A 12,821-nucleotide genomic window follows, 5' to 3' on the forward strand; every position below is an offset into this window, starting at 1 on the left:
TCTTTGGCGAAGCAAAGAAAGTGAGTCGCCCGCCGGGGCGAACTCCCGGCACCGTAGCGAAAGACAAAAGCAGCATTCATGCTTCCGCGCTCCGCCCCTTCATCGCGAACAAGCCCTGCGGCCTCTTCTGGATGAACACCACGATGAAGACCAGCACCATGATCTTCGCCAGCACCGCCCCGGCCACGCCTTCGAGCAGCTTGTTCAGCACCCCCAGGCCCAAGGCCGCGATCACCGTGCCAGCCAGTTGGCCAACGCCGCCCAGCACCACCACCATGAACGAGTCGACGATGTAGCTTTGCCCCAGGTCCGGCCCCACGTTGCCGACCTGGCTCAGCGCGCAGCCGGCCAAACCGGCAATACCGGCGCCCAAAGCAAAAGCATAGGTATCGATCCGCGCCGTGTTCACCCCCATGCAGGCCGCCATCCGCCGGTTCTGCGTGACCCCGCGCACGAACAGGCCCAGCCGCGTCCGCGCGATCATCGCGGCCACGCCGCCGAGCACGAGGAAGGCGAAAGCGATGATCGCGATGCGGTTGAAGGGCAGCACCAGATTGCTCAGCACGGAGACCCCGCCCGACAGCCAGGCCGGGTTCTCGACCGGCACGTTCTGCGCGCCGAAGGTCGAGCGCACGAACTGCATCAGCACGAGCGAGATGCCCCAGGTGGCCAGCAGCGTTTCCAGCGGCCGGCCGTAGAGCCAGCGGATCACGCTGCGTTCCAGGATCGCGCCGACCAGGGCCGCCGCGAGGAACGAGGCCGGGATCGCGGCGACGACATACCAGTCGAAGGCCCCCGGCAGGTAGTGGCGGAACAGGTTCTGCACGACGTAGGTCGCGTAGGCGCCGACCATCATCAGCTCGCCGTGCGCCATGTTGATGACGCCCATCAGGCCGTAGGTGATGGCCAGGCCCAGCGCCACCAGCAGCAGGATGCTGCCCAGGCTGATGCCGCTGAAGATCAGGCCCAGCCGCTCGCCCCATGCGAGATGGCGGTCCAGTGCGGCGAGCGCGGAGTTCAGTGCGGCCTTGACCTCGGCATCGGGCTCGACGGCGATGCGGTCGATCAGCAGGCTCTTGACAGCTGGATCGCTGGCATCGGCCAGCTGCTGCGCGGCAGCCAGGCGCTTGGCGCGGTCCGGCGAGGCAACGACGAGACCGGCGCGCAGGATGCCCAGCTTGGCCTTGAGCGCCGCGTCGGTCTCCGCCGCCAGGGCCTTGTCCAGCAGCGGCAACTGCGATTCGTCCAGCGCATCCTTGCCCAGCGAGGCCACCGCCTCGCGGCGCTGGGCCACGTCCGGCGAGAACAGCTTCAGCGCTGCCAGCGCCTGCTGCAGCGCGCCGCGCATGCGGTTGTTGTTGACGACGTCCTCGGCCGTCTCCGGCAGTTGTGCCGGCTTCGAGGTGATCGCGTCCTTGACGTTGCCATCGGCGTCCATCACCAGCACCTGCTCGGGCGTCAGCTTGACGGCATCGTCCAGCAGCGCCTGCACGAAGGGCGCCAGCCCGCGCTCGCCGGTGGCGGCCGCGGCGTTGAGCGCGGCGATACGGTCATCCGTCTCGCCGGCAGCGATCGCGCGGGCTTGCGCGGGGGTCAGGGCTTGCGCGTGGCTGCAGATCAGCAGCCACGCGCTTGCCAGCAGGAGCAGGCGCGTGAGCATCTGGACGGACCTTTTCTTACTTCGTTACCGGCTCGTCTTTTTTACCTTTGTTCTCGGGGATGTACGGGCTCCACGGCTGGGCCTTGACCGGGCCCGGCGTCTTCCAGACCACGTTGAACTGGCCGTCCGCCTTGACCTCGCCGATGAAGACGGGCTTGTGCAGGTGGTGGTTCTTCGGGTCCATCGTCGAGGTGAAGCCGCCCGGGGCCTTGAAGGTCTGGCCGGCCATCGCGGCGATCACCTTGTCGGTATCGGTGCTCTTGGCCTTCTCGACCGCCTGCGCCCACATGTGAATGCCGATCCAGGTCGCTTCCATCGGGTCGTTGGTCAGCGGCTTGTCCTTGTGGCCCGGAATGTTCTTGGCCTTGGCGTAGTCGCTCCACTGCTTGATGAAGGCGGCATTGGTCGGGTTCTTGATCGACATGAAGTAGTTCCATGCCGCCAGGTGGCCGACCAGCGGCTTGGCGTCGACGCCGCGCAGCTCTTCCTCACCCACCGAGAAGGCCACGACCGGAACGTCGGTCGCCTTCAGGCCCTGGTTGCCGAGTTCCTTGTAGAAGGGCACGTTGGAGTCGCCGTTGATCGTCGAGACCACGGCCGTCTTCTTGCCTTCGGCCGAGAACTTCTTGATCTTGGCGATGATGCTCTGGTAGTCGGAGTGGCCGAAGGGCGTGTACTCCTCCATGATGTCTTCGTCCTTCACACCCTTGCTGTGCAGGAAGGCGCGCAGGATCTTGTTGGTGGTGCGCGGGTAGACGTAGTCGGTGCCCAGCAGCACGAAGCGCTTGGCGCTGCCGCCGTCCTTGCTCATCAGGTACTCGACGGCAGGGATGGCCTGCTGGTTCGGCGCGGCGCCCGTGTAGAACACGTTCTTGCTGAGCTCTTCACCCTCGTACTGCACCGGGTAGAACAGCAGCGAGTTGGTTTCCTCGAACACCGGCAGCACCGACTTGCGGCTGACGGACGTCCAGCAGCCGAAGACCACGGCCACCTTGTCCTGCGTGATCAGCTGCTTGGCCTTCTCGGCGAACAGCGGCCAGTTGGAGGCCGGGTCGACGACGACCGGCTCGAGCTTCTTGCCCAGCACGCCGCCCTTGGCATTGATGTCGTCGATCGCCATCAGCACGGTGTCCTTCAACACCGTCTCGGAGATCGCCATCGTGCCGGACAGGCTGTGCAGCACGCCGACCTTGATGGTGTCGGCCGCGAAGGCGGGCAGGCCGGCCGTGGCCAATCCGACGGACAGGGCGACCAGGGAACGACGGGAAATCTTGGACATGACGGGGGCTCCTCAGCGGATTTGGGTTGAGTCAGTCGTTGCTTGAACTGCTGGACTCAGTCTGAGGAAGCCCCCCGGAATCAGGAATACGCCAGTTGGCGTAGGTGTCGATCAGGCGCCACGATGCGTGGCGCGGCGATCAGAGCCCCAGATCACTCAGACCGGGATGGTCGTCCGGCCGGCGGCCTTGGGGCCAGTGGAACTTGCGGTCCGCGGCCTTGATCGGCTGGTCGTTGATGCTGGCGTGGCGGTGGGTCATCAGGCCGTTCTCGTCGAATTGCCAGTTCTCGTTGCCGTGGCTGCGGTACCAGTTGCCGGCGTCGTCATGCCATTCGTAGGCGAAGCGCACGGCGATGCGATTGCCCTCGAAGGCCCACAGTTCCTTGATGAGCCGGTAGTCCAGCTCGCGCACCCACTTGCGCTCCAGGAAGGCCTGCGCCTCGGCGCGGCCGCGGGGGAACTCGGCCCGGTTGCGCCACTGGGTGTCGGGGCTGTAGGCCAGCACGATGCGGGCAGGGTCGCGGCTGTTCCAGGCGTCTTCGGCGAGGCGGATCTTCTGGATGGCGGTTTCGCGCGTGAACGGGGGAAGCGGGGGACGGGTTTCCATGGCGAGCTCCTTTGTGAGGTGAAGTTCGCCGCGATTCTGTCGCAAGTAGACAGATCTGTCTACACGGCACAGGCATCCGCAAGCAACAGACTTTCCAGCGCCTGTTCGCTGATCCCGTAGAAGCGCTTGATCTCGGCGATCTGCGCCAGCACCTCGGGCTTCTTCTTCTCGGCCGCGGCGAGCGCCGCGCCCTGCTTCTTCACCGCCAGGATCATCTTGTTCTTGCTGGTGTGCTCCAGCGCGACGAATTCGAACACCTGCGTCTCATAGCCCTCGGCCTCCAGCAGCAGCGCGCGCAGCGAGTCGGTCACCATCTCGGCTTCCTGGCCCAGGTGGATGCCGTGCTGCAGCAGCGGACGCAACACCGGCGGCATCTTCATCTGCGGGCGCACCTGCTTGTGGCAGCAGGGGCTGCACATGATGATGGCGGACTTGGCGCGCAGGCCCAGGTGGATCGCGTAGTCGGTGGCGATATCGCAGGCATGCAGCGCGATCATCACGTCCAGCCGGGCGGGCGTGTAGTGGCGCACGTCGCTCTGGTCGAAGCGCAGCCCTGCCATGCCGTGCTTCGCGGCAGCGGCGTTGCAGAGCTTCACCATGTCCTCGCGCAGCTCGACGCCGGTGACCTCGGCGCGCTTGCCCTGGCTGGTCAGCCAGTCGTGCATCGCGAAGGTCAGGTAGCCCTTGCCCGAGCCGAAGTCGGCGACGAACACGTCCGGGCTCGCGGCGAGCGCCGAGGCCTTCAGCGCCGCACCGAAGATCTCGATGAACTTGTTGATCTGCTTCCACTTGCGCGACATCGCCGGCACCAGCGCGCGCTCGCCGCGCACCTCGTGCGCGACGCCCAACTCGGTCCAGAAAGGCTTGCCGAGTTCCAGGTAGCGCTGCTTTTCCTTGTCGTGCGCCACGGCCGCGGCCGCCTCATCGCCGGCCAGCTTGGTCACCCGCAGGCTCGGCTTGCCCTTGCGGCTGAAGGCGAGTTGCACTTCCTCCGACGGCGTGTGCAGGTGTGCATTCTGGAACTGCGTGCCGAGCAGCCCGGCGATCTCCGTAACGCCTTCCTTCAGCGGATGGTTCTTCGTCACGTCCTTGGTCTGATGCCGCCACAGGAAGGACAACTGACGCTCACCGCGCAGCGCCACTTCGCGCACCGTCAGCCGCTCGACGCTCTTGTCCTCGCCGCTGGGCTTGCTCAGCAGCAGCTTGACGAGGCGGCCCTCGGCCAGCGCGGTATCCAGCAAGCGCAGGAAGCGGGCCGCGGCGTCGGGCTTGTTGTCGCCTTCATTGGCGGCAGGAATCAGGTCGGTGAACAGCATCTTCCAATTTTCGCAGTGTTCCTATTCACACAGGGCCGGCCGGGATCCTGATGCTTTCCATACAGGCGGGGCGATACAAGGTGCGCACCTTCACTTCAAGGCAAGGAATCATGCTTTTCAAGAGTCTTTCGTCGGACGCAGGAATGCCGGACCGCCGCCCCGCACTGCTGGGCAAGCTGGCGCTGGGCCTGATCGTGCTGCTGCTCGTCGCCTTCCTCTGGCCGCTGCGCACGGTGCCCACCGGCTCGCGCGGCGTCATCACCGTCGGCGGCGCGATCAAGGGCATCGAGGCCGAGGGCTTCCTGCTGGTCGCGCCGTGGCAGAAGCTGAACATCTTCAGCGTCCGAGCCGAGGAAGCCACCGTCGAAGGCGCCGAGGGCAGCACCAGCGACACCCAGCCGGTCAAGGTGAGCCTGACGGTGCGCTACAGCATCCAGACCAACCGCGTCGCCGAGGTGTTCGAGAAGTACAGCCACGACGGCAATCTGCAGAGCTACGTGCAGACCGCCACGCAGGAGGTGTTCAAGGCGGTGACCGCCCGCTACAACGCGCCGGACCTGATCGCCAAGCGCGCCGTCGTGTCGGGCGACATCCTCACCGCGCTGCGCACGAAGCTGGACCTGTACGGCGCGCAGGTCATCAACGTGGACATGCGCAACTTCGCCTTCAGCCCCAGCTACATGGCGGCGATCAACGACAAGGTGACGCAGGAGCAGCTGCGACTGGGCGCCGAGAACAAGCTGAAGACCGTCGAGGCCGAGCAGAAGCAGAAGGTCGCTGTGGCCGAGGCGGACGCCTCCGCCGCGCGTGCCACCGCCGACGGCCAGGCCTACGCCCAGCTGAAACTGGCCACCGCCCAGGCCGAGGCCCTGAAGGTGCAGAACGCCGCGCTGGCGCAGAACCGCGACGTGCTGGAGCTGCGCCGCATCGAGGTGGAACGGGTCAAGGCCGAGAAGTGGAACGGTCAGCTGCCGACGGCGATCTACGCCGGCGCGCCGATTCCGTTCTTCAATCCGCAGGGAGCTTCGAGCGGGAAGCAGTAGGCAGACGAGGGGGAGCGCTCCCCCTCGCGCGAAGTAGCCGTCAACGCGGGATCCTGGATCTATTTCGGACCGAAACGTTCCAGGGACAAGCGCTCGAAGCACAGCAGGCAGCTGAACTCGAACAGCAAGACACCGAGCAGCCCGAGCCCCGCCAGCAGGGCCAGGTACATACCTGCGGCAAAGTACTCCGCGCCACTCTCCGTATGCGAGGTCATCAGTGCTCGCATCAGCGGACGGCTCGCCCAGCTCAACGCCGTCCCCAGCGCGCCGACATAGAGGGCAAACATGCCCAGCTTGCGCATGAGCGATGCGACGCCTGATGCAGCAAGCGAGCCGAGCGTGGTGGGGAAGCGCGCGACGAGATAGACGCGATAGCCGCCGATGACGAGCAGAAGGAGCGGACCGACGAACGGGATAACGCTGAGCAAGCCCGGTCCTCTGGCCATGGCGACCCAACTCGATGCAGCCACGCCGACGGGCAAGACGGCACCGAGGACGACAACGCAATACGCGACTCGTAGCGCCAATGACGGCATCTGGAACATCAATTACTCCCTCTCGGCCCGGCCCCCTATGCCTGACGATGGATCAGAGGGGCTCAGACTCGCGGCCGATTATGGATGGCCGACTTCCTCGCAAGGCTCGAAAACGCCTGAGTCACTCTTTTGGGTGAGTCGGCCCGATCAAGCAGGTCGCCTGTCGACGCTGCTCGTGCGTGGCGCCCAGATCGGGCCGGAAGGGCTACGCATCTCAACGCTCGAAGCGTTGCCTCAACGACTCGACCGCCGTGGCATAGCCTCGGTCCTTGAGCTGCGCGACCAGCGTCTGATCGACGTCGCGCCGGCTGAGCACGCTGGAGAGCGCATCGTCTGCGACCGGCGGCGGCTCCAGCATCTCCCACTGGCCGCTGGCCACGTCGATCAGGGCCAGGCGCAAGCGGATGCGCATGTGTTCGCGCTCGTCGGGCAGGACCCAGCCGATGACAGGCACCCAGGACACGTTCGAGGCGACGTTGTTCTTCCGCGCACTCTCCAGCACGCCCCAGTAGACCAGCACCTTGTCGAAGCCGCCCTGGGCCGCGGCCAGGCGCATCGACCGCGCATAACTGACAGCATCGACGACATCAGCGGTCGACCCCTTCGCCTGCCAGGGCCGCATGCCGGAAAAGCTGCCCACCGTGTAGCGCGCGGCCAGCGCATCCCGCATCGGCGCGTCCGGGAAGGCCGAGCCGGACTGGATCAGCAGCAAGCGGCTGGCGTGGTCCAGCCTCAGGACGCGCGGGCGGGCCAGCGCGGCGGCGATGTCGGCATCGTTGGGCCGTGCATCGCGCGCTATGCCGAGTACGTCGAACTCACTCAATTCCGCGGGCGCGTTCGCCTCGCAGCCGTAGCTGCGGCTGGAATCGCAGCCGGCATTGGAGATCGAGCGCGTGGCGCAGCCACCCAGCACCAGCATCAGACCGAGCAGGAGGGTGCCGAGAGATCTCGTGCCTGTAGTTCTGTTCATCCCGGCATGCTGCGCATGGCGGGACCTACGGTCATCGGCGAATACCCCGCCGGAACCGCCCCAATGGTGATCAGTTGTTACCGCGACTCAGGAGTAGCTCACCATCGCCGCGCCCTCGACCGAGTCCAGGTGCGGCAGCGTGTTGAAGGTCACCAGCATGTGACGCTTCGGCGTGAACGCGAACTCGGTGACCGAGCTGTTGCGGATGCGCAGGTTCAGCTCGATCGTCATGTCCGGCGGGGTGTGCAGCACCTGGCCCACCGCCGTCGAGATCGGGCCGCCGCTCGAGACGATCAGCACCGAGCCGCCGTGGTGGTGCTGCCGCACATGGTCCAGCGCCGCCGCGATGCCGGCCGAGAACTCGGTATAGCTGGGCATGCCGACCGGCTGCGTCGCGCCGCGGATCCAGGCCTGCAGGCCCTCGCGCAGCAGGCGGAAGTGGTGGCGGTATTCCTCGGGGCCGTTCGGCTTGCCCAGCGGTTCGGGATGGATCGCGCCGATCACCGCGTGGCTGTCGTACTCGTTGAGGCCGGGCCACACCAGCGGCTGCGGCACCTCGCCCAGGCCCTCGGCGATGCCCGCGAAGGACTGCGCATGGCGCTTCAGCGAGCCGGTCAGCACCGCGTCGAACTTCAGGCCGCGTGCGCGCCAGTACTGGCCCAGCGCAACGCACTGGCGGTGGCCCAGTTCGCTGAGCTGGTCGTAGTCCTCGGCTCCGAAGGAGGCCTGGCCGTGGCGGACGAGATAGAGAGTACCCATGGCCGGCATGATGCCAGCGCCCACGCGCCGGGATCTGTCGCGCGGGCGACCGCCGGCACGGACGAGAATGCCGCCATGTTCCGCTACCTCGCCCTCACCCGCCGCCATCCGTCGGCGATCCTGCTGGTCGTGCAGCTGGTCGGCCTGCTGCTGTACCCGCTGCTGGAATCGACGCGCGCCGGCCCGCTCGCCTTGAGTGCCTTCGGCATCGCGGTGCTGGTGTTCACCACGCGGATGGTGCGGCGCACGCCGGGCCTGACCTGGCTCAGCGTCGGCATCGCGCTGCCGGTGATCGTGCTGCTGCTGATGCAGGCGATGCTGGACATGCCCTGGCTGCAGCCCTGGTCGGCGGGGCTCGAAGCGGTCTTCTACTTCTACGCCGCGGGCAGCCTGGTGGCCTACATGATGGCCGACCTGCATGCGACGACCGACGAACTGTTCGCCGCCGGCGCCACCTTCACCTTGCTGGCCTGGGCCTTCGCCTACAGCTTCGTCGTGCTGCAGCACCTGCAACCGAACAGCTTCGCCGCGGCCGTCGATCCGCAGCTACCTCGCACCTGGACCGAGCTCATGTTCCTGAGCTTCGCGCTGCTGTCGTCCACCGGCATCGGCGACGTGATCCCGGTGCGGCCGATGGCACGCGCGCTGTGCACGCTGGAGATGTTCGTCGGCGTGATGTACCTGGCCGCCGTCGTCTCGCGCCTGATCGGCCTCACGCTGATCCGCCGCGAGAACACCTGACAATGCGCCGATGAACGATCGCTTCTGCCTTCGCCTGCTGACGCCCGCCGATCTGCCCGAGATCTGGCGCGTGCGCCACGCAGTGCAGGAGAACAGGCTGGCGCCCGACCACACGATCACCGTTGCCGACGTGATCGAGCGGATGGCGCCTCCCGGCCGCGGTTGGGGCGTCGAGCTACCCGGCGGCAAGCTGGCCGGATTCGCGATCGCCTGCGGCGCCCGCGAGGGCGCGGACGCCGGCCGCATCTGGGCGCTGTTCGTCCACCCCGATCACGCCGCCCAGGGCCACGGCCGCCGGCTGCACGACGAGATGGTCGGCTGGCTGCGTGGCCAGGGCCTGACGCGCCTGTGGCTCAACACGCAGCGCGGCAGCCGCGCCGAAACTTTCTATCGCCTGTCGGGCTGGGTCGATTGCGGCCCGCGCGCCGATGGCCACGACGACGAAACCCGCTTCGAACTCCCTCTTACAACCGCACCATGAGCACACTGCTGCAAACCGTCGAAATCGAAACCGCGCCGAACCCGACCGCCGCGATCATCGTCCTGCACGGCCTTGGCGCCGACGGCAACGACTTCGTGCCGATCTGCAATGAACTGGACCTGGACGCCGTCGGACCGGTCCGTTATGTGTTCCCGCACTCGCCGCACCGGCCGGTGACGGTCAACGGCGGCATGGTGATGCCCGCCTGGTACGACATCAAGGGCTTCGGCCTGGTCGACCAGGAGGACGAGGCCGGCCTGCGCCAGTCGCAGGCGCAGATCTCGGCGCTGATCGAGCGCGAGATCGCGCGCGGCATCCCGCCGCAGCGCATCGTGCTGATGGGCTTCTCGCAAGGCTGCGCGATGACCCTGATGACCGGCCTGCGCTACCCGGAGCGGCTGGCCGGCCTGGTCTGCCTCTCAGGCTACCTGCCGCTGGCCTCGAAGCTGGCGGCCGAGCGCCATGCCGCCAACGCCGACGTGCCGATCTTCATGGGCCACGGCCGCATGGACCCGGTCGTCCAGATGGCCCGCGGTACCGCCACCCGCGACGCGCTGGCCAAGCTCGGCTACGCGGTCGAGTGGCATGAGTACCCGATGCAGCACTCGGTGCATCCGCAGGAGATCGCAGACTTGAATCGCTGGCTGGTGGCCCGCTTGGGTTGAGGCCACCGCCGCCGATCGTTCAGCGCATCACGATCAGCTGAACACGCCGGTTCGTGCTGCGGCCTTCGCGCGTGTTGTTGTCGGCCAGCGGCGCGGTTTCGCCATAGCTGATGGTGCTCATGCGCGCCACGGGCAGGCCGGCGCGGGCCAGGTACAGGCGCACCGCTTCGGCGCGCTTGAGGCCCAACTGCTGGTTCACCGCATCGCTGCCCGTCGCGTCGGTGTGGCCCTGGATTTCGATGAACACCGGCTGGTTGTCGGCCTTGAGCTTGGCGACGAACTGATCGAGCTCCTGGCCGGCCTGGTCGGTGAGCTGGGCGCGGCCCGAGCTGAACTTGATCTTGTCGTCGGTCAGCAGGGTGGTCATCAAGAGGGTCGGCGGCGCCGGCAGGTTCTTGGCAGCCTGGGCTCGCGCCGCAGCCTCCTGCTCCAGGGCCTGGATGCGTGTCTCGCTGCCTTGCACCCGGCCATCCAGCGCCTTGAGTCCATCGTCATGCGCCTGCACGCGGGTGCCAAGGCCGTCCACGCTGGTCTGCACCGGCGCGACGGTCTCTCTGACGAAATCCTGAGTGGCGCAAGCGCTCAGCAGCACGACGCTGCTGGCAGCGATGAGGGGCAGAAGTTTTGTCATCGGTGGACTCGTGAGAAATAAGGATGTGCGACTCTAGGCAGTCCTTCACGGAAGGTCGTAAGGGGCTGTAAGCAATCCTTGCGTCATTAACAGGTCGAACAAAGCCTTACCGTTCTGCACTGCCTTGCACTCGAGAACGGCAGCGATATGCCGGCGGCACGGCCTTCTGCGATGACCCGAACTTCTCCGCGTGCAACGCGTTCACCAATGAGGCCAGACGCTCCAATTGGGGGTCATGGATGCCGTTGGCATGCAGGCTATCGCGAGTGCGGAAGAGGTAATCGGCGCAGCTTCCAAGGCCGCCAGAAGCCGTCGCCAGCCTGCGTACTGCGACGGCTTCGTCGAGGCCACCGGCGTACTGCGGATGATCGGCATCGATGGTGAATGCGATGGCCCAGCCGAACGGCTCGCTCTCGTTGTCCTTGAGCTGGACCCAGCGCGGCACATACGCACCGCAAGCCATTTCCCTGCGCCAGAGCAACTGCAACTCGCACTCGACATCCTCTTCCGCAAGCCGGTAAGCGGCGCCGTGGCAGGAGCCGCCGCGATCCAAGGCCAGCATGAGACCGGGACGATCGACCGTGCCCCGCAAGGCAGTGATCGAGAGACAGAAAGATCGATGCCAGCCGTCGATCCTCGCGATACGCCTTTCCAGCGAGTCGATTGCCGAATTCCAGATCAGCGATCCATAGCCGAAGACCCAAACATCGCCCGGCGGCCGAGTCGCCAGCATCTCGCGAAGTGATGCCATGCGTTGCGCCTCGGTAAGAAGCTCCAGGCCGGGCGAGTCAATGGCAATCAATGCCTCGATGCTGGCTCTCTCCAGCATTTGCCGGTTCATCACTGGCGCTGAACCGTGTCCTTCGCTGGGAGCCGAGCTTCGCGGCGAAGAAAAGATAGTGGCCATGTCACCTCATCGGTACTTTCGGCCATGCGCGTAAATCTGGCCGGCGCTTTGCCGCGACTTTGCCGATGAGGTCGCGCCCGGCCACCCCGGTTCTTGCGACCGAAATCAATAACTTCGTCGGCAAGCGCCATGGCGGCGCGATCGAGCGGCGATCAGCGGCCCGCTTCGAGCCCCCGCACCTTCCCCATCGCCATCGCCGCAGCGGCCGTGCGGGTCTCCACACCCAGCTTCTCGAACACATGCTCCAGATGCTTCTGCACCGTGCGCGGGCTGCTGCCGAGGATGTCGCCGATGTCGACGTTGGTCTTGCCCTTGACGACCCAGTAGAGCACCTCGGCCTCGCGGGCGGTGAGCTTGAAGCCGTGCATCAGGCCGTCCATCAGCGCGGCGTCGTCGGCCTCGCGCATCACGATCAGCCACTGGCCTTCGCCGAGCGCGTCGGGGTCGACGGCGTGCAGGGTGAACGAGAGCCGCTTGGCGCCGCGCGCCATCACGGCGCTGGCCGATACCGGCTCGCCGCCCTTGGGCGGCGGCAGCACGGTCAGGCCGGCGGGCTCGGCGCCGGCGCGGCGGCGCAGCGCCTCGCGGTGCAGCCAAAGCATCATCTCGGGCGGCAGCCGGCCGCGCTCGAAATGGCCGCCGCTGAAGTATTCGGCCATCAGCGAGCGGGCCAGCGCGGTCTGCCAGACGCAGCGGCCGCTGAGCTCGTGCACGGCCATGCTGGCGTGGCCGAAGGCATCCAGCGCGTTGCGGGCCTGGCGCTGCGCGCGGGCGCCGCGCAGGTGGGCGGCGATGCGCGCCAGCACCTCGCGCGGGCGGATCGGCTTGGTGACGTAATCGACGCCGCCGGCGGCGAACGCAGCCTCGACGTGCTCGGTGTCCGACAGGCCGGTCATGAAGATGATGGGCACGGCCGCGGTGGCGGGGTCGGCCTTCAGCCGGCGGGCCACTTCGAAGCCATCGATCTGCGGCATCAGCGCGTCGAGCACGACGACGTCGGGATGGATCTCCGCGGCGATGCGCAGCGCGGCCTCGCCGCTGGTGGCAACCAGCACCGTGTAGCCGGCCTCGTCCAGCGCGTCGTGCAGCAGCGCAAGGTTGTCCGGCACATCGTCGACGATCAAGACGCGCTCGGCATGGCTCGCGACCGGCGGGCTGGCCGGCAGCGCGGCATCGATCTCTTCGTGATGGGGGTGACGCTCGACGGCGGGAGGGCTGGGCATGTG

The 12,821-nt window shown here is 66.9% G+C and carries 14 protein-coding genes; 4 read left to right on the top strand and 10 right to left on the bottom strand.

Features of this window, described 5'->3' with window-relative positions; translation table 11 throughout:
* Positions 1-76 precede the first annotated feature (76 nt).
* From urtB to SNE35_RS00600, 4 genes are all read right to left on the bottom strand, one after another.
* The gene (gene urtB, locus SNE35_RS00585) at positions 77-1,660 is read right to left on the bottom strand and encodes an urea ABC transporter permease subunit UrtB (RefSeq protein WP_320420786.1); all 1,584 of its coding nucleotides are present in this window, start codon (positions 1,658-1,660) and stop codon (positions 77-79) included.
* Between the two features lie 16 nt (positions 1,661-1,676).
* Positions 1,677-2,939, bottom strand: a complete 1,263-nt coding sequence (urtA, locus tag SNE35_RS00590) for an urea ABC transporter substrate-binding protein (RefSeq protein ID WP_320420787.1) — start codon at positions 2,937-2,939, stop codon at positions 1,677-1,679.
* Between the two features lie 139 nt (positions 2,940-3,078).
* The gene (locus SNE35_RS00595; protein ID WP_320420789.1) at positions 3,079-3,546 is read right to left on the bottom strand and encodes a nuclear transport factor 2 family protein; all 468 of its coding nucleotides are present in this window, start codon (positions 3,544-3,546) and stop codon (positions 3,079-3,081) included.
* Between the two features lie 59 nt (positions 3,547-3,605).
* On the bottom strand, positions 3,606-4,862 hold the full coding sequence (locus tag SNE35_RS00600; RefSeq protein WP_320420791.1) for a class I SAM-dependent methyltransferase: 1,257 nt from the start codon (positions 4,860-4,862) through the stop codon (positions 3,606-3,608).
* A gap of 110 nt (positions 4,863-4,972) precedes the next feature.
* Between SNE35_RS00600 and SNE35_RS00605 the strand changes: the two genes are divergently transcribed.
* Complete coding sequence (locus tag SNE35_RS00605; RefSeq protein ID WP_320420792.1) at positions 4,973-5,905, top strand: prohibitin family protein; 933 nt, start codon at positions 4,973-4,975, stop codon at positions 5,903-5,905.
* A gap of 59 nt (positions 5,906-5,964) precedes the next feature.
* Here SNE35_RS00605 and SNE35_RS00610 read toward each other — a convergent pair whose 3' ends face one another.
* From SNE35_RS00610 to SNE35_RS00620, 3 genes are all read right to left on the bottom strand, one after another.
* Positions 5,965-6,450 (bottom strand): hypothetical protein, encoded by a 486-nt coding sequence (locus SNE35_RS00610; protein ID WP_320420793.1) that lies wholly within the window; start codon positions 6,448-6,450, stop codon positions 5,965-5,967.
* 205 nt (positions 6,451-6,655) lie between these two features.
* On the bottom strand, positions 6,656-7,411 hold the full coding sequence (locus SNE35_RS00615) for a lipoprotein YafT (protein WP_320420794.1): 756 nt from the start codon (positions 7,409-7,411) through the stop codon (positions 6,656-6,658).
* Between the two features lie 87 nt (positions 7,412-7,498).
* Positions 7,499-8,170 (bottom strand): histidine phosphatase family protein, encoded by a 672-nt coding sequence (locus SNE35_RS00620; protein WP_320420795.1) that lies wholly within the window; start codon positions 8,168-8,170, stop codon positions 7,499-7,501.
* 75 nt (positions 8,171-8,245) lie between these two features.
* Between SNE35_RS00620 and SNE35_RS00625 the strand changes: the two genes are divergently transcribed.
* The 3 genes from SNE35_RS00625 to SNE35_RS00635 are packed head-to-tail and all read left to right on the top strand — an operon-like array spanning position 8,246 to position 10,057.
* Positions 8,246-8,911, top strand: coding sequence for an ion channel (locus SNE35_RS00625; RefSeq protein WP_320420796.1), 666 nt, complete (start codon positions 8,246-8,248; stop codon positions 8,909-8,911).
* Between the two features lie 10 nt (positions 8,912-8,921).
* A complete protein-coding gene (locus SNE35_RS00630; RefSeq protein WP_320420797.1) occupies positions 8,922-9,392 on the top strand; it encodes a GNAT family N-acetyltransferase in 471 nt (156 codons plus the stop codon).
* Positions 9,389-10,057 (top strand): alpha/beta hydrolase, encoded by a 669-nt coding sequence (locus tag SNE35_RS00635; RefSeq protein ID WP_320420798.1) that lies wholly within the window; start codon positions 9,389-9,391, stop codon positions 10,055-10,057. Before SNE35_RS00630 ends, SNE35_RS00635 begins: the two co-directional genes overlap by 4 nt.
* 19 nt (positions 10,058-10,076) lie before the next feature.
* On the opposite strand, the gene SNE35_RS00640 is transcribed toward SNE35_RS00635, so the two are convergent.
* The 3 genes from SNE35_RS00640 to SNE35_RS00650 all read right to left on the bottom strand — a co-directional run bounded on the left by SNE35_RS00640 (position 10,077) and on the right by SNE35_RS00650 (position 12,818).
* Positions 10,077-10,688, bottom strand: a complete 612-nt coding sequence (locus tag SNE35_RS00640; RefSeq protein ID WP_320420799.1) for an OmpA family protein — start codon at positions 10,686-10,688, stop codon at positions 10,077-10,079.
* 106 nt (positions 10,689-10,794) lie between these two features.
* Entirely contained in the window at positions 10,795-11,517 is a 723-nt protein-coding gene (locus SNE35_RS00645) for a gamma-glutamylcyclotransferase (protein WP_320420801.1), read from the bottom strand.
* A 230-nt stretch (positions 11,518-11,747) separates the two neighbouring features.
* Entirely contained in the window at positions 11,748-12,818 is a 1,071-nt protein-coding gene (locus SNE35_RS00650; protein WP_320420802.1) for a response regulator, read from the bottom strand.
* Positions 12,819-12,821 lie beyond the last annotated feature (3 nt).

Origin of the sequence: Roseateles agri (genome assembly GCF_034043675.1) — a bacterium.
Lineage (GTDB): Bacteria > Pseudomonadota > Gammaproteobacteria > Burkholderiales > Burkholderiaceae_C > KK5.

Excerpts from the sequence above, each read along its gene's own strand:
- urtB (WP_320420786.1), bottom strand. The coding sequence starts at position 1,660 with ATGCTCACGCGCCTGCTCCTGCTGGCAAGCGCGTGGCTGCTGATCTGC.
- urtA (WP_320420787.1), bottom strand. The coding sequence starts at position 2,939 with ATGTCCAAGATTTCCCGTCGTTCCCTGGTCGCCCTGTCCGTCGGATTG.
- SNE35_RS00595 (WP_320420789.1), bottom strand. The coding sequence starts at position 3,546 with ATGGAAACCCGTCCCCCGCTTCCCCCGTTCACGCGCGAAACCGCCATC.
- SNE35_RS00600 (WP_320420791.1), bottom strand. The coding sequence starts at position 4,862 with ATGCTGTTCACCGACCTGATTCCTGCCGCCAATGAAGGCGACAACAAG.
- SNE35_RS00605 (WP_320420792.1), top strand. The coding sequence starts at position 4,973 with ATGCTTTTCAAGAGTCTTTCGTCGGACGCAGGAATGCCGGACCGCCGC.
- SNE35_RS00610 (WP_320420793.1), bottom strand. The coding sequence starts at position 6,450 with ATGTTCCAGATGCCGTCATTGGCGCTACGAGTCGCGTATTGCGTTGTC.
- SNE35_RS00615 (WP_320420794.1), bottom strand. The coding sequence starts at position 7,411 with ATGAACAGAACTACAGGCACGAGATCTCTCGGCACCCTCCTGCTCGGT.
- SNE35_RS00620 (WP_320420795.1), bottom strand. The coding sequence starts at position 8,170 with ATGGGTACTCTCTATCTCGTCCGCCACGGCCAGGCCTCCTTCGGAGCC.
- SNE35_RS00625 (WP_320420796.1), top strand. The coding sequence starts at position 8,246 with ATGTTCCGCTACCTCGCCCTCACCCGCCGCCATCCGTCGGCGATCCTG.
- SNE35_RS00630 (WP_320420797.1), top strand. The coding sequence starts at position 8,922 with ATGAACGATCGCTTCTGCCTTCGCCTGCTGACGCCCGCCGATCTGCCC.
- SNE35_RS00635 (WP_320420798.1), top strand. The coding sequence starts at position 9,389 with ATGAGCACACTGCTGCAAACCGTCGAAATCGAAACCGCGCCGAACCCG.
- SNE35_RS00640 (WP_320420799.1), bottom strand. The coding sequence starts at position 10,688 with ATGACAAAACTTCTGCCCCTCATCGCTGCCAGCAGCGTCGTGCTGCTG.
- SNE35_RS00645 (WP_320420801.1), bottom strand. The coding sequence starts at position 11,517 with ATGCTGGAGAGAGCCAGCATCGAGGCATTGATTGCCATTGACTCGCCC.
- SNE35_RS00650 (WP_320420802.1), bottom strand. The coding sequence starts at position 12,818 with ATGCCCAGCCCTCCCGCCGTCGAGCGTCACCCCCATCACGAAGAGATC.